We start from the raw sequence: 15090 nt of genomic DNA, 5'->3' as shown, positions 1-15090 counted from the left end.
TGCGCTCGGGATGTGCCCAGGCCTGCTCACCAATAGGCGGCGGTCTGGTAGTAACGACGGATGTGTTCGGTTTCGTGGTAGCCGCGCTTGGCTTCCGGCTCGCGTGCAACCGGGGCCGCGGCCGGGACCTCGGCGGCGCCCGTGCCGCCGGCGACCACGGCCAGCGCGCCCAGCGGCGCGGCCCTCAGGAAGCTGCGGCGCGCAGGGTCCGGCGCCCCGGCTGCGGCGCCGGGCTTGGCTTCCGGTGCGGTGGGCGCCGGTTCCTGCCCTGACGATTGCTGTTTCATGGGTCTTGCCTCGTAGTGGTTAATCTGCGACGGCTTCCCCGACCGCGAAGGCTTCGGCTTCGATGTCGAGAAAGGCCCCGGCCAGGCGCGCGACCAGCCGGTAGTAATTGGCGCCTTCGGCGGCGGCGATGTCGGCCACGCAGCGCGCATACCAGGGCGCGATGTGGGCCTCGAAAAACTGCTGCTGGCGCGCCACCGGCTGGCGCGCGATGCCCGGCGCGCCGGCCACCAGCACGCGCATGGTCTCGCACAGCGATCCCAGGTGGTCTTCGAACTCGCCCACGCCGCGCACGCGCTGCACGCCATAGCGCGCGAGGTCGGTGCGCAGTTCGGCCAGCGGGGTGTCGTTCATGAAGCCGGACAGGTAGCGCGAACCGTAGGGATTGACCGGGGGCGTGCCGATGCTGATGAAGAGGGCGTCGAATTCGTCAGCCACGGCGGCCGGGTCCATGACGCTGGAGGCGGCCGTGAGCTGTTCCCAGGCTTGCTCGAGTGCCGGGTCGCCGCCTTCTGCCAGAACAGGGTCGGCGCCGGCCAGGGCGTCGAGCAGCGCGCCGTCGGGCGCCCTCAGCAGCAGGCGCGCCAGCAATGCGTACAGGTCGGCGCGCGCCTGGTCCTCGCCGGACAGCGGCAGCGAGATTGCGGTGAACGCGGTAGCGGACGCCATGGGGGCAGCGGGACGGTCGATGGACGGCGCGTCGGGATGGGACACGGTGCTGCTCTCCTGTTAGCAAAGCGTTACGGGAAGTGTAGTCCTCCCCTGCGACAGGCCGCGCACGGTTGACCGGCAGGCCCCGCTCCCGGCCCGCTGCCGGTCCACCCTCAACGCATGCCCAGCGCATGCATGAGCACGCGGATGACGTAGGCCACCGCCGCCAGCGCCGTTACCCCGCCCGCCCAGAGCGCCGCCATCCAGCCGAGCCGCCGCATCCATTCGCGCCGGGCGACCTTGCGCGGCCCGTCCATCAGTGGTAGCCCGCATTGGCCTTGACCTTGCCGCGGAAGACCCAGTACGACCAGACCGTGTACATCAGGATGACCGGCAGGATGAACAGCGTGCCCACCAGCGCGAAGCCCTGGCTGGCGGGCGGCGACGCCGCTTCCCAGATCGAGATCGCGGGCGGCACGATGTGCGGCCAGATGCTGATCGCCATGCCGCTGTAGCCGAGGAAGATCAGGGCCAGCGCGGCGACGAAGGGCAGCCGGTGCGGCTGGTGGGCGTCCTTCCCGGCGAGCGAGCGCAGCAACAAGGCGATGGAGACCAGCACCAGCACCGGCACCGGCGCCAGGAACACCAGGTTGGGGAAGGTGAACCAGCGCTCGGCCACGGCCGGGTCGCGCACCGGCGTCCAGATGCTGACCACGACGATGGCGGCCAGCAGCGCCAGCGCCAGCGGGCGCGCCACCTGCACCATGCGCGCATGCAGCTCGCCCTCGGTCTTCATGATCAGCCAGGTCGCACCCAGCAAGGTGTAGGCGATCATCACGCCGAAGCCGGCCAGCAGCGGGAAGGGAGCGATCCAGTCGAGCGGCCCACCGGCATAGCTGCGGCCGGAGACCGCGATGCCGTCCAGGAAGGCGCCCAGCGAGACGCCCTGGAAAAAGGAGGCCACCACCGAGCCGCCGATGAAGGCCTTGTCCCACAGGTGGCGCTCGTGTTCCTTGGCCTTGAAGCGGAATTCGAAGGCCACGCCGCGGAACACCAGGCCGATGAGCATGAAGACCAGCGGCAGGTAGAGGCCCGAGAGGATGATCGAATAGGCCACCGGGAAGGCCGCCAGCAGCCCTTCCCCGCCCAGCACCAGCCAGGTCTCGTTGCCGTCCCAGACCGGCGCCACGGTATTCATCATGGTGTCGCGGTCGCGCTTGTGCGGCGTGAACGGGAACAGCATGCCGATGCCCAGGTCGAAGCCGTCCAGCAGCACGTACATGAAGACCGCGAAGAAGATGATGACGGCCCAGATGATGGAGGTGTCGATGCCCATGCCTAGCTCCCCTTCACGGTCGCATCGTCGTGCGGCCGGTGCGGGCCGTCCGGACCTGCGTCGTCGTCGTTGCCGACGTCCGCCGCCGACATCGGCCGCATCGGCGTGCGCTCTTCGCCCGGGCCGCCCTCGGTGGGGCGCTGCAGCTCGAAGCGCTGCGGGCCCTTGCGGATCATGCGCAGCACATAGGTGGTGCCGGTGCCGAACACGAAGAAATAGGTGACGACGAACAGCGCCAGGGTGAGTGCCAGCGGCCCCACGCCGTGCGGCGAGACCGCGTCGGCGGTGCGCAGCACCCCGTACACGACCCAGGGCTGGCGCCCCACCTCGGTGGTGGTCCAGCCGGCCAGGATGGCGACCAGCCCGGCCGGGCCCATCCACAGGGCGAAGCGCAGGAAGGATCGCTTGCTCCAGATTCGCCCGCGCCGCCGCAGCCACAGGCTCCAGGCCCCGAGCAGGATCATCAGCACGCCCAGGCCGACCATGATGCGAAAGCTCCAGAACACGATGAGCGAATTGGGCCGCTGCTCGCGCGGGAACTCCTTCAGGCCGGGGATCTGCCCGGCCCAGCTGTGGGTGAGGATCAGGCTGCCCACATGCGGGATGCCCAGCGCGTACTTCGTGCGCTCCTGCTCCATGTCGGGCACGCCGAACAGCAGCAACGGCACCGCCTCGCCCGGTGCGTTCTGCCAGTGCCCTTCCATCGCCGCCAGCTTGGCCGGCTGGTGCTTCAGGGTGTTGAGGCCATGGAAGTCGCCCACCACGGCCTGGACCGGGGCCACGCCGAGGATCATCCACATGGCCATCGACAGCATCTTGCGCACCGCCGGGTTGTCCCGTCCCTTGAGCAAATGCCAGGCGCCGGACGCGCCGACGACCAGCGCGGTGCACAGGTAGGCGGCCAGCACCATGTGCACCAGCCGGTAGGGGAAGGACGGGTTGAAGACGATCGCCAGCCAGTCGACGGGCACCATGCGCCCGCCTTCGATGGCATAGCCCTGCGGGGTCTGCATCCAGCTGTTGGCGCCCAGGATCCAGGTGGCCGAGATCAGGGTCCCGACCGCCACCGCGCAGGTGGCGGCGAAATGCAGGCCGGGGCCGACCCGGGTCCAGCCGAACAGCATGACGCCGAGGAAACCGGCTTCGAGGAAGAAGGCGGTCAGCACTTCATAGGCCAGCAGCGGCCCCATGATGCTGCCGGCGAATTCGGATAAATAGCTCCAGTTGGTGCCGATCTGGTAGGCCATCACGATGCCCGACACCACCCCCATGCCGAAGGTGACGGCGAAGATCTTGAGCCAGTAATGATAGAGGTCGACGTAGACCTGGCGCGCCGTGCGCAGCCAGCACAGCTCGAGTACGGCAAGGTAACTGGCCAGCCCGATGGTGATTGCCGGAAACAGGATGTGGAAGGACATCGTGAACGCAAACTGGATGCGCGCCAGATCCAAAGCGGACATACCGAACATGCAGGCTCCTCGGTTGGGTCATGCCGGTGCTACTCGTCGGGTGTGTCCGAATCTAGCATGCCAGGCCGGCGCGCACGCTTGCCCGATGTTTTTTTGATACGCCAGCCGTGTGCTTCGGCGCCAGAACTGTTCCCGGCCGCCGGAAACGGGCGGGTACTGAGGCAGGTCAGGCCGCCGTCGAATGCTTCTTCCGGCATGCCGGGCCTTGTCTATATTTGTGTGGCTACAAGCGAGCTCGACACCACACCCCCCCACACCACCACGCTGCGAGCGTGCAAGGAGAACAGGCATGTCGGAAGATGATCGTAACGAAACCCTGAAGGCGCCGGCGCAGCAGAGGACGGCCAAGGCCGAGGTTGCCACAAGCGCGCTGGCGCCGGCACTGAACGGCACCGGCTTTACCTACCGCCACGACTGGGGCGCGCGGCGCGGCGAATGGCTGCTCCTGCTCGACTGGCCGGACGTGAATCCCCGCTCGCAGGTGTTCGTGGCCATCGGCGAAGGGGTCGCGGGCGGGCCGGACGCCGGCAAGTTCATCGGGGCGGCCCGCTACACCGTGCACAACGTGGCGCCGCGCACCCGGGGCGTGGACATCTGGGTCAACATCGAGTGGGAGGCCGACATTCCGATTTATGTCGACTACCTGGTGGTCAACCCGGAGGACACCACGGCGCGGACGGTGCAGGTGGTCGTGCAGCGCCACAGCAGCGTGGCCCTGGACGAAGCCGACGCCGACCGCATCCTGGCCGACATGGGCAGCACGCTGCAGAGCCCGGATTCGGCCGCGGACGTGGCGACCCGGGTCCAGTTCGTGCGCAACGGACCGGTACAGGTGCTGCCTCCACATATCGCCGGGACCATCCAGACCGAAGCCCAGCTGATCGACCTGCTCAATGCGGGCACGGGCGTCAAGATCGTCCAGGCCATCCGCTGGTGCGGCGGCCCCGGCGGGTCGATCATCGGCTGCGCCCCGCTCGGCAGCCCGACGGTGAACGTCATGGCGGTGCGCTTCACCCCGAGCATGGAAGGCATCCTCTGGGTGCACGAATATGGGCATAACGCCGGCATCGGCCACCGCACCGACGACCCGCGGGCAATCATGTACCCGAGCATCGGCCCGGACCACAACGTGATCAACGGCATGGAGTCCGAGCGCTACCTGGCCGGCCCCGTCACCATCACCGGCGCCGTCATGCCGGCATGCAATTGCGATGGCGAAGGGATCCAGGCGCCGAAGGATGTCCGCGACTTCGTCTCGCGCCACTGGGTCGAAGGGATTCCCTACGCGGTCGCCACGCAATACGGCGAGTCCGACGCGAAGCTGCTGCTCGAATGGCTGGCCAACGAGCCCGAGCAGCATGAGCAATTCCTGCCGGAGCTCGTCACCACGCTCTGCTTCATCGGCAGCGAACTGGCCGTCAAGCCCCTGGTCGATTTCGTGCACAGCCCCTGGGCCGGCCGCGCCGCCTTCAATGCCAAGAATGCCGCCCTGATCCACCTGGGCGACCTGGCCAACCGCTGCGGCAGCCGGGCCGCACTCGACTTCCTGACCCTGGTCGCGACCGGCACCGAGACGGCCAAGGCCCTGGCCGCGCCCCAGGCCTACAAGGCGGCGCAGGAGGCGGCCGCCCTGACGCTTGCCGCGCCGACGATCGAGGAACTGGCGGCCGAACTGGCGGTCTCGGCCACCTTCGGCCTGGCCTTGGCCGGGCGCGCGGATGCCGAGCAGGTGATCGACGGCCTGGCGAACGCGCCGGACGCCTTTGCGTTCGTGAAGCAGGCGGCGGTCGAGGCGGCCAAGCTGTCGCGTACCGTGCGCGCCCGGGGCCAGAAGGAGTATTACCGGATGAAGTCGGTGGGCTAAGATCCGGGTACCAGCATCACCCTAGCACCCAGGCCGCCGGCGTTAGGCTCCGGCGGCCTGGGTGCTGTCCTGCCCGCGCGCGCGGCCTAGAGTTCGATGATCAGTTCGGGGCGGAAGGCGTCCTGCTCGCCCTTGCTCAGGTAGCCCAGCGGATTGGCCACCACGCGGCAGGACCAGGGCCGGCCGCCCTCCTCGCCCGCCACCACGTAATCGTTGGCGCAATGCAGGTGTCCGTGCATCCAGACGTCGGCCAGCGGGAACAGCGCGTCGAGCGCATTGCAAAAGCCGGCCGTGCCTGGCGTCAGGCCATAGCGCGGGTCGGCGCTTTGCAGGCTGGGCGCGAAATGGGTGACCGCCACCGTGACGCCCTCGAAAGGCACGCCAAGCGCGCCGCGCAGCCAGTCCTGGCAATCGAGCGACATCGCGCGGATGCCTTCGGCCAGCACTTGCGCGCCGTCTTTCAGCGTGGTGTTCTTCGCCAGGTAGTAGTTCGCGGCGCGGAAGGCCTTCTCGCGGCGCTGCAACTGTTTGGTGAGCTCCTGCTCCTGCAGCGCCAGCGCGTCGAAGTCGCTCCACAGGGTCGTGCCGATGAAGCGCACCTGCCCGATCGTGATGGTCTCGCGGTCCAGCCATTCGATACCGAGCTGCTCGCAGGTGGCGCGCAGGCGGGCGTAGGCCTCGTCGAACTCGAGTCCGTCGAACTCGTGGTTGCCGGGGATATAGAGCACCCGCGCCGGCATGGCGCCTGCCCGCAGCGGCGAGAAGCGCTCCAGCCCGAACTCGCTGGTGGAAAGGCGCGAGCCGGCCTGGTAGGAGCCGATGTCGCCGGCCAGGACGACGACGTCGGTGTCGGGGGAAATCAACGGCGCAAAGGCCGGATAGCGTTCGAGGTGCAGGTCGGAGAAAAGCTGGATGCGCATGGTCGGCGCAGTATAGCCGCTTTCGCCTGCTCTCCGGCCCGCTTCAGAAACTGATCACCACCGACGGCGCGCTGCGTCTGGCGTCGCCGTGGAAGACGGCTTCGATGTTGTTGCCGTCGGGGTCGAGCACGAAGGCGGCGTAATAGCCCGGATGGTAGGGGCGCTCGCCGGGACCGCCGTTGTCCTTGGCGCCGGCAGCCAGGGCAGCGTGATAAAAGGCGTCGACCATCTTGCGGTCGCGGGCCTGGAAGGCCAGGTGGTGGCGGCCGGTGGTCACGCCCATGGCCGCCTCGCTGTCGACGCTGGAAACGAACAGTTCGTCGTACCAGAACCAGCCGTCGCCGGCCCCGCCCAGCGGCACCGCCAGGACCGCGAACACCGCCTTGTAGAAGGCCTGGGAAGCGGCCAAGTCGCGCACCACCAGCTGGACGTGGTCGATCAGGCGCCCGCGATGCAATTTCATTGTTTCCATCCTACTCTCCTGGAGAAGACGATCATGAGAAAGACTGCACCTGGACGCACCCGGCGGCGGTAGACATCCGCACGCCGGGACGGGAGCAGCTCAGGCCTTCTTCTGGCGAGCAATCCAGCTGTCCACCAGTTCGCCCAGCACGTCCAGCGGCACCGAGCCCGCACCCAGCACCATGTCATGGAAGCCCGGCAGCGAGAACTTGCTGCCCAGTTCCTTCTTGGCCTTTTCGCGCAGCTCGACGATGCGCAGCATGCCGATCATGTAGGCGTTGGCCTGGCCCGGCCAGGCCACGTAGCGCTCGACTTCCTGGGCGCCGATGCCGTAGTCGATGCCTTGCTGGCGGGTCCAGCCCTTCGAGTGCAGGCCGGTGTCGACCACCAGGCGGCGTGCGCGGAACAGTTCCGAGCCGAGCGCGCCCAGCAGGCCCGGCACGTCGCCTTCGTACCAGCCCTGCTCCACCGCCAGGCGCTCGGTGTACAGCGCCCAGCCCTCGGCATGGGCGCTGCCGCCGCTGAAGATGCGCTGGCTGCGGAATTTCGGGATGCCGGTCAGCTCCTGCTGGATCGCCAGCTGGAAGTGATGGCCCGGCACCGCCTCGTGGTAGGACAGGCTGCGCATGCGGATCATGTCGAAGGTCGGGCCGCGCATCGGCACCCAGAAGATGCCGGGACGGGTGCCGTCCGGCGCCGGCATCGAGTAGTGCGCGGCGGCCGACGGTTCGGTCAGCGGCGGCTCGCGGCGCACGTCGACCGGTGCGCGCGGCTTGAGGTTGAACAGCGGGGCGCTCCTGCGTTCGGCGTCCTTCACCATCTCGACATAGCTGGCCAGAATCGCCGGGCGCGGGTCGCCCTCGCCCTTCGGCTGGAAGCGCGCATCGAGCTGCTTCATGCGCTCTTCGATGTTCCCTTGCGTCAGGCCGAGCGAGCGCAAATGGCGGTCCATCTCGCCTTCGATGCGCGCCACTTCGCGCAGGCCGATCTCGTGGATCTCGTTCGGCGTCAGCCTGGTGCTGGTGAAGTTCTCGACCGCGCGCGCATAGGCCGCGGCGCCGTTGGGCAGGCGCGAGATGCCGGCCACGTCGCCGGTGCGCGGGTGGATCTCGAGCATGAAGTCCTGCACGCGCTTGTAGGCCGGGCGGATGCGCGCTTCCACGATCTGGGCGGCGCGCGCCAGTGCGGCCTTGCGCGCATCGACGCTCAAGCCTTCCATCTTCTCGGTGCGCTGCGCCAGCGAGGTGACCAGCACATTGTCGGCAGCGGCAGGCTTGAGGAAGGTGTCGACCTGGTACTGGGCGCGCTCGAGGATGAAGCGCGGCGGAATCAGGGAGCGGGCAGCGGCATCGCGCGCACGCGCCAGCGCTTCGTCCATGCGGGAGCCGACCTGCTCCAGGCGCGCCAGATAGCTGTCGACGTCCTGCGCGTTGCGCAGCGGGTGGGTGGTGGTCATGAAGTTGACCAGGCCGACCTGCACGCCGCTGAACTGCGAGAAGATGAAGGAATGGTCCTCGAAGGGCTCGTTGGCCACCACGTTCTGCAGCGACCAGCGCATGACGGCGGCTGATACGCGCTGGTTCTCGTCGAGCGGGCCGGCCATCCATTTGTCCAGGCGCGCCAGGCCCGCTTTGGCGTGCGCCAGCGTCTTCTGGCGCTGCGCTTTGGTCAGCGGCGTCAGCTCGCGGTCCAGTTTGGCCTGTTCGGCGCCGCTGAAGTATTGCGTGGCCGTTGCGCCCTGGGGATTCAGGCGTACCCAGTCCTCGGCGAACTTGTCGGCCCACGTATCGAAGGCCTTGTTCGGCTTGGCGGCGGCCGCCTTCGCAGCAGGCGCCGCGAGCGCCACAGTCGGCAGGCTGGCCACGGCGATCGCGGCGGGGATGAACAGGGCGCCGATGAGGGCGCGCAGGCTGCGCTGGCTTGGGGATGGCATCGTTTGTCTCTTCCTTGTCGTTGATCGTGGATTCTTGCCGTGCTTTTCCGCCGGGGAATCTAACATGGAAAAGAGCAGTTCAACAATGCGCACGTAGTACGTACAGGGCTGTTGCGCCGGCGCTGGCCGTTGGCTGCCGGGCATCAAGGCCGCCCCCGCGGCCTGGCCTAAGATCTTTCCATATCGCAACTACCGGAGAGACCGATGGACACCACCGCCAGCAAGACCGCCGCAGCCGCCGGCGACGACGCCATCGCCCTGTGGAACCCGATGGCCGCGGCGCTCTGGAGCCTGCTGCTCACGCCCGCCTTCGGCGCCTGGCTGCACGCGCGCAACTGGGAGCGGCTCGGCTACCCGGAAAAGGCCAGGCAAGCCCAGGCCTGGGTGGTCGCCATCTGCGTGGTCAGCCTGGTGAACCTGGTCGTGGTGGCGATCGCTACCGCGATCGGCTCGGATTTCAGCATCCCGTCCTCGGTGAGCCTGGCGCTGCTGGCCGTCTGGTACTGCATGTCGGCCCATGCACAAGTGAAACACGTGGCGCTGCACCATGGCGAAGCTTATGCGCGCCGCACCTGGGGCCTGGCCCTGGTGACCGGCCTGGCGGCGGTGGCCGCCTTCCTGCTGCTCAACATCGTGGTGCTGGCCGCCGTCTCGCCCTAGCCCCGGGGCCGGCAAGGCCCGGGCCGTGCGCGCACTCAGGGCGTTATCGTTTAGACTCGATTCGACACACCTGACCTATCTTCCATCGTCGAACGGGAGCAAGCTAATGCCGCCTCTATCGCATTCGGTATCCGAACAATTGAGCCAGCGCCTGCACCAGGCGCGCGAAGACCTGCTGAAGTCGCTGCGCGCGCGCACCGGTTCGGCGGACGACGAAGCGCCGGCCATCGGCCCGCTGGCCCACCAGGGCCAGTCCGATGACGCGCCCCAGTCCGAGATGCTCAGCCATAACGAGCAACACCTGGCCGACCACGAATCGGCGCTGCTGCACGAGATCGACGTCGCCATCGGCAAGCTCGAATCGGGCGGGGCAGGCATCTGCGAATCCTGCGGCTGCGACATCCCGGAGGCGCGTCTGCTGGCCACGCCTACCGTGCGCCTGTGCATCGCCTGCCAGGAACAGCTCGAGAAAGACCAGCACACCGGCCGCGGCCCGTCGATGTAGGCGCCCCGGCGTCGGGGACTCAGTTCTTCCTCAGGCGCAGCGCGTTGAGCACCACCAGCGCCGAACTGGCGGCCATGCCGACGCCGGCCAGCCAGGGGCTGAGGATGCCCGCGGCTGCCGCCGGAATCGCCACCAGGTTGTAGATCGCCCCCCAGGCCAGGTTCTGGCGGATCACCGCGAGCGTGCGGCGCGCGGTGTCGGCGGCGTCCGCCAGCGGGGCCAGGCCGTCACCCAGCAGGATGCCGTCGGCATGCAGCTGGGCCAGCTCGGCGCCGTGTCCCATCGCGAACGAGACGTCGGCGCCGCGCATCACCGCCGCATCATTGACGCCGTCGCCCACCATCGCCACCACCGCCCCCTCCTGCTGCAGCTTCTGCACGAAGGCCAGTTTCTCGCCCGGCAGCCTGCCGCCGAAAGCGCTGGCGATGCCGAGCCGGCTGGCCACGGCCTGGGTGGCGCGGCCATCGTCGCCGCTGAGCAGCACGATGGTCTTGCCGCCCTTGCGGAAGCGCTGCACCACGGCGGCGGCATCGTCGCGCAGCACGTCCTGCAGGTCGAAGCGGGCCAGCCAGGCGCCGCTGCTGCCCAGCCAGACCGAGGTGGTGCCCGGCGGCGCGGCCGAACGCGCGATCCCGCCCGCCAGTCCGGCCACGAAGGCGGCGCTGCCGACGCGGTACAGCACGCCGTCGATACTGCCCTCGATGCCCTGCCCCACTTCATAGACCAGCCGGCGCGCCGCCAGGCCGGGGGCGCCGCTGGCCGCGCGCAGGGCCACGCCGATCGGGTGCGCATTGTCCGCTTCGAGTGCGGCGGCGATGCGCAGGCAGTGGGCGGCGCCGAGCGGGCCGACCGGGAGCGTCTGGTGCAGCACCGGGCGGCCCAGGGTCAGCGTGCCGGTCTTGTCGAAGACGATGTGGGTGGCGCGCTCGAAGGTCTCGAGCGTGTGCGGCGCCACCGCCAGCACGTCGCCGCGCAGCAGCCGGCCGGTGGCCGCCGCCAGCGCCGCGGGCGTGGCCAGCGACAGCGCGCACGGGCAGGACACTACCAGCACCGCGATCGCGGCCTGCCAGGCGCGCGCCGGGTCGACCGCCTGCCAGATGCAGAATACGGCCGCATCGAGCAGCAGCAGCGCCGGCACGAACCAGACGCCGATGCGCTCGGGCCACTGCGCCGCCACCGGTTTGCCCTGGCCCGCGCTTTCGGCCAGTCCCACCAGCATCGCCAGCGTGCTGTCGCAGGCGCCGGCGGTGAGCCGCACCACGATGGCCTGGGCCACGTTGACCGCACCGCCCGGCAGGTTGTCGCCCGCGCTCTTGCGCTGGGTGCGGCTCTCGCCGGTGAGCAGGGCCAGGTCGATCTCGGTCACGCCTTCCACCATCACGCCGTCGGCGGGCACCGCCTGGCCCGGCTGCACCAGCACCAGGTCGCCCGCCTTCAGGGTTGACGCCGCCACGGTGTCGGTGTCGCGCGCGGCCGGGTCGCCGCGCAGGCGCAGGGCGGCGGCCGGCAGGCCGTCGCGGAAGGCGTCCAGCGCCTCGGTCGTGCGGCGCCGTGCATCCTGTTCCAGCCAGCGGCTGCCCAGCAGCAGGAAGATGAAGGCCACCAGGGCCACGAAATGCACCTCGCCCCGGCCCGTGGCCAGGCTGGCGCAGCTGCAGGCGAAGACGGCGCCGATGCCCAGCGCCACCGGCACGTCCGCGCCCGGCAGGCCGCGCCGCAGGTCGCGCCATGCGCCCAGGTAGAACGGCAGCGCCGAATAGCACACCACCGGCAGCGCCAGCGCCAGCGAGATCCAGTGCACCAGCGCCACCGCGCCGGCGCCGGTGCGCACTGCCGCCCCCTCGCCCGCGAGCCAGGCCGGCAGCGCGTACATCATCAGCTGCGCCAGCGCCAGGCCGGCCACGAACAGGCGCCGCCCCAGCTTGCGCCAGGCGCGCTCCAGGCGCGCCCCATGGCGCCGTTCGTCATAGGGCCAGGCGCCGTAACCGAGTCCGCGCAGCGCGCGCAGCACGGTGCGCAGGCCGCAGGCTTCCGGGTCCCAGCGCACCCAGGCGCGGGCGGCGCCGACGTCGACCGCCACCCGCCGCACGCCCGGCACCCGGCGCAGGCGCCGTTCGATCAGCCAGGCGCAGGCCGCCCCGCGCATGCCGTCAATGGTGAAGCCGGCCTGGCCGGCCGGCGGGCGCGTCCTGCTGCGCCCGCCGGCGCCGTCCGCGGCCGCCGTCTCCGGTTCGGCATGGGCGGCGGCGGCGCCGTGCGTGGGGCTGCCCTGGTCGCCGGGCCGGATGCGGGCCGGCGCAGTCTCCGGTGCGCGCCGCCGCTGCGGGCCGGCGACCGGCAGGCCGAGGCTCGCGGCGCGATGGCACAGTCCCTGGATGGTTTTCATGCCGCCGCCATGCCGTGCAGGCCGCGCGCGAGCGGCAGTTCGTTGCGCTCCAACAGGGCGTAGTAGTCGCCAGGGGCGGCCACGTTGCGGCTGCGCAGCGCACCAGTCATGCCGATTGCCGCCACGCCGCAGCCGACGGTCTGCGCCACCCCATGCAGGGGGATGCCGAACACGGAAGACGGCGCGCAGGCATCGCGGGGCGCCCCGGCCAATTGGCCGTCCGGCAGGGCGTAGCAGTCGCCGCCGATGTCCACATAGCCGGCGGCGCGCAGTTGCTCGACGCCCTGCAGGCGCATGCGCTGCGCGACCCCGCCGCATGCGCCGCCTCCGTGGGGCCGCAGCGTGACCCGGTCCGGACCGGCCTTGACGATGGTGGCGAGCATGCGGCGCAGCAGGTCGGCGCCCTGCCCCGGCAGCCCGTAGCCGAGCACCACGCGCAGCGAACGGAAGCCCGCGGCGCGCGCGGCCGCGGCGACCCCGCGCACGCGCGCCGGTTCGGCGCCATCGTCGCGCACGTCGAGGCCGATGCAATTGAATCCGAGGCGACGCAGCCGGGCGATGCGCTCGGGACTGGCGCCGCGCGGGTCGGCCCTTACCTCGAACTCGCCCGCTTCATCGGAAGCGAAACGGAAATGGCGGCGCAGGTGGGCGATCAGGCCCTCCAGTTGCGCGGCGTCCAGGCAGGCCGGCGAGAGGCCGTCGAAACGCAGTTGCGCGACCTCCTCGGTTCCGTCCAGCAGGGCGGCACGCATGGCCGCTTCGCGCTTGAGGTAGGCAAGATAGGTCGCCAGCCCGCCGAAGACCGGCACCGGCATCTCGTCGAAGCACGGGATGTGCATCCGCAGGGACAGCAGGCGCGGGCTGCACGGGGGCAGGCGGGCGGGCGCTTCCAGGTAAGCGTGATGGCCGGCGGCGGGGGCCGGAGCAAGAAGCGCCGCCGGTGGCGAAGGCGGCGTGCGGGCCGCGCCCGCGTAGGTGTCTGCATGCATGAGGTGTCTGCTCCAGCGTCCGCCGGTTTGCGCAAGTGCAAACCCGGCCCGGTCATCACGCAGTGTATTGAGCCGCGTCGCTGGAACTGTTGACCTGTATCAAATGCTCACGGGAAATTTTATTCCGCCTTGGACAGCCCTGCCGGAGACCCATTTTGCCGCACGGCGCGTGCTCCAGACCGAAGTTTGATCTACGTCAAGAACTTGTCATTCGTGTAAGCTCGCGCCATGGATAACATGACCCACTCGCTCGTCGGCCTCGCACTCGGGGAACTGGCGGAACGCGCCCTGCCCGCCCCGCGCAACGCTGCCCACGGCCACCTGCGCCGCCGCGCCCTGCTCGTCACCGGTCTGCTCGCCAGCAATTTTCCCGATCTCGACCTGGTGCTCACGCCGCTGCTGCCGGCGCCGCTCGGCTACCTGGTCCACCACCGCGGCCATACCCACACGCTGCTGTATGCGCTGCCGCAAGTCGCGCTGCTGCTGGCCCTGACCTGGCTGCTGTGGCCGGGCGCGCGCCGGCTGCTGCACACCGATCGCAAGGCGAGGTATGCCATGCTGGGCACCGCCCTGCTCGGCATGGCGCTGCACCTGGCCTTCGACGCCCTGAACGTGTACGGCGTCCACCCGTTCTACCCCTTCGATGCGCGCTGGTTCTACGGCGACCTGGTGTTCATCGTCGAGCCGGTGTTCTGGACCGCGCTCGGGTGCGCGCTGGCCCTGGCGGCCCGCAATCGCCGCCTGCGCCGGCTGTCGCTGGCCTTCTTCGGCGCCATGCCGCTGCTGTTTGCCTGGCTCGGGCTGCTGCAATGGGGTTCGGTGGCGGCTCTTGGGGGCATCATGCTGCTGGTCGGGGCCGCCCACCGCGCCGGGCCGCGTGCTGGCCTGGTGGCGGCGGTCGCCGCCTGCATCGGCTTCGTCGGCATCCAGGCCGTGGCCGGACAGCTGGCGCGCGGCGAGATCCGCGCCGCACTGGCCCACACCGCTCCGGGCAGCCGCGTGCTCGACATCCCGCTGTCCTCGTTCCCTGCCAATCCGCTGTGCTGGTCTTTCGCGATCGTCAGCGAAGGCCCGGCTGCCGGCAACTATATGCTGCGCGTCGGCGTACTGAGCCTTGCGCCCGGCATCGCCCCGGTATCGCACTGCCCGGCGCGGTTCGGCGGCCAGCCGGGCGCGACGGCCCCGGACCTCGCCTGGAAATTCAGCGAGACCGGCAGCCTGGCCGGCTTGCGCAGCCTGCAAAAGGCCAACTGCCATCTGGATGCCTGGCTGCGCTTTGCGCGGGTGCCCTCGCTGCTTGGGGGCAGCGCCACCGACCTGCGCTTCGGCGCGCCCGGCGAGCCGAATTTCTCGACCCTGCCGTATGCGCAGTCGGCCGGCCAGCCCTGCCCGGCGCCGGTGGCCCGCTGGGGCTATCCGCGCGCCGACCTGCTGGGGCAGACGCACGCCACCCCTTGAGGCTTACTGACCCCGAGTCATCAACCATCGTGCCCATTCATGACGGGCATTCATAAGCCTTAACATTTCCGCCATGCGTGCGCACGCCTCGCACGCTCTACCATGGTGCGGCCGCGTATCGCGTGGCGGACACGCCGTGGGCGCTGGAAGCCGTCAAGCGAACTGCACGCCG

General features: G+C 69.9%; 14 protein-coding genes. 4 read left to right on the top strand and 10 right to left on the bottom strand.

The window, feature by feature from the left end; genetic code table 11:
* Positions 1 to 26: 26 nt before the first annotated feature.
* The 5 genes from AC56LR_RS09420 to AC56LR_RS09400 form a co-directional block, all read right to left on the bottom strand.
* On the bottom strand, positions 27 to 287 hold the full coding sequence (locus AC56LR_RS09420) for a formate dehydrogenase (protein WP_497129763.1): 261 nt from the start codon (positions 285 to 287) through the stop codon (positions 27 to 29).
* A gap of 19 nt (positions 288 to 306) precedes the next feature.
* A complete protein-coding gene (locus AC56LR_RS09415; RefSeq protein ID WP_497129761.1) occupies positions 307 to 999 on the bottom strand; it encodes a TorD/DmsD family molecular chaperone in 693 nt (230 codons plus the stop codon).
* A gap of 110 nt (positions 1000 to 1109) precedes the next feature.
* On the bottom strand, positions 1110 to 1253 hold the full coding sequence (locus AC56LR_RS09410; RefSeq protein ID WP_497129759.1) for a DUF2474 domain-containing protein: 144 nt from the start codon (positions 1251 to 1253) through the stop codon (positions 1110 to 1112).
* Positions 1253 to 2272: a cytochrome d ubiquinol oxidase subunit II gene (gene cydB / locus AC56LR_RS09405; protein ID WP_497129758.1), complete on the bottom strand. Its 1020-nt coding sequence runs from the start codon at positions 2270 to 2272 to the stop codon at positions 1253 to 1255. Before cydB ends, AC56LR_RS09410 begins: the two co-directional genes overlap by 1 nt.
* 2 nt (positions 2273 to 2274) lie before the next feature.
* A complete protein-coding gene (locus tag AC56LR_RS09400; protein ID WP_497129756.1) occupies positions 2275 to 3741 on the bottom strand; it encodes a cytochrome ubiquinol oxidase subunit I in 1467 nt (488 codons plus the stop codon).
* Between the two features lie 289 nt (positions 3742 to 4030).
* Here AC56LR_RS09400 and AC56LR_RS09395 point away from each other — a divergent pair, with 289 nt between their 5' ends.
* Positions 4031 to 5605: a hypothetical protein gene (locus tag AC56LR_RS09395; protein ID WP_497129754.1), complete on the top strand. Its 1575-nt coding sequence runs from the start codon at positions 4031 to 4033 to the stop codon at positions 5603 to 5605.
* A gap of 86 nt (positions 5606 to 5691) precedes the next feature.
* Here AC56LR_RS09395 and AC56LR_RS09390 read toward each other — a convergent pair whose 3' ends face one another.
* From AC56LR_RS09390 to AC56LR_RS09380, 3 genes are all read right to left on the bottom strand, one after another.
* Complete coding sequence (locus AC56LR_RS09390; protein ID WP_497129753.1) at positions 5692 to 6525, bottom strand: metallophosphoesterase; 834 nt, start codon at positions 6523 to 6525, stop codon at positions 5692 to 5694.
* A gap of 43 nt (positions 6526 to 6568) precedes the next feature.
* Positions 6569 to 6997, bottom strand: coding sequence for a VOC family protein (locus AC56LR_RS09385; protein WP_497129751.1), 429 nt, complete (start codon positions 6995 to 6997; stop codon positions 6569 to 6571).
* Between the two features lie 90 nt (positions 6998 to 7087).
* Entirely contained in the window at positions 7088 to 8920 is a 1833-nt protein-coding gene (locus tag AC56LR_RS09380) for a DUF885 domain-containing protein (protein WP_497129750.1), read from the bottom strand.
* A 204-nt stretch (positions 8921 to 9124) separates the two neighbouring features.
* On the opposite strand from AC56LR_RS09380, the gene AC56LR_RS09375 reads away from it, so the two are divergent.
* Together AC56LR_RS09375 and AC56LR_RS09370 are read left to right on the top strand one after the other, a co-directional pair.
* Positions 9125 to 9580: a hypothetical protein gene (locus tag AC56LR_RS09375; RefSeq protein WP_497129748.1), complete on the top strand. Its 456-nt coding sequence runs from the start codon at positions 9125 to 9127 to the stop codon at positions 9578 to 9580.
* Positions 9581 to 9686: 106 nt separating this feature from the next.
* Positions 9687 to 10085, top strand: coding sequence for a TraR/DksA family transcriptional regulator (locus tag AC56LR_RS09370; protein ID WP_497129747.1), 399 nt, complete (start codon positions 9687 to 9689; stop codon positions 10083 to 10085).
* 19 nt (positions 10086 to 10104) lie between these two features.
* Here AC56LR_RS09370 and AC56LR_RS09365 read toward each other — a convergent pair whose 3' ends face one another.
* Together AC56LR_RS09365 and AC56LR_RS09360 are read right to left on the bottom strand one after the other, a co-directional pair.
* Positions 10105 to 12471: a heavy metal translocating P-type ATPase gene (locus AC56LR_RS09365; RefSeq protein WP_497129745.1), complete on the bottom strand. Its 2367-nt coding sequence runs from the start codon at positions 12469 to 12471 to the stop codon at positions 10105 to 10107.
* Positions 12468 to 13460, bottom strand: coding sequence for a hypothetical protein (locus tag AC56LR_RS09360; RefSeq protein WP_497129743.1), 993 nt, complete (start codon positions 13458 to 13460; stop codon positions 12468 to 12470). Before AC56LR_RS09360 ends, AC56LR_RS09365 begins: the two co-directional genes overlap by 4 nt.
* Positions 13461 to 13697: 237 nt before the next feature.
* Here AC56LR_RS09360 and AC56LR_RS09355 point away from each other — a divergent pair, with 237 nt between their 5' ends.
* Complete coding sequence (locus AC56LR_RS09355) at positions 13698 to 14918, top strand: metal-dependent hydrolase (RefSeq protein WP_497129741.1); 1221 nt, start codon at positions 13698 to 13700, stop codon at positions 14916 to 14918.
* Positions 14919 to 15090 lie beyond the last annotated feature (172 nt).

It is taken from the genome of Telluria sp. ZT3P39 (genome assembly GCF_059685935.1).
This window is presented reverse-complemented; position numbering and strand designations above follow the sequence as displayed.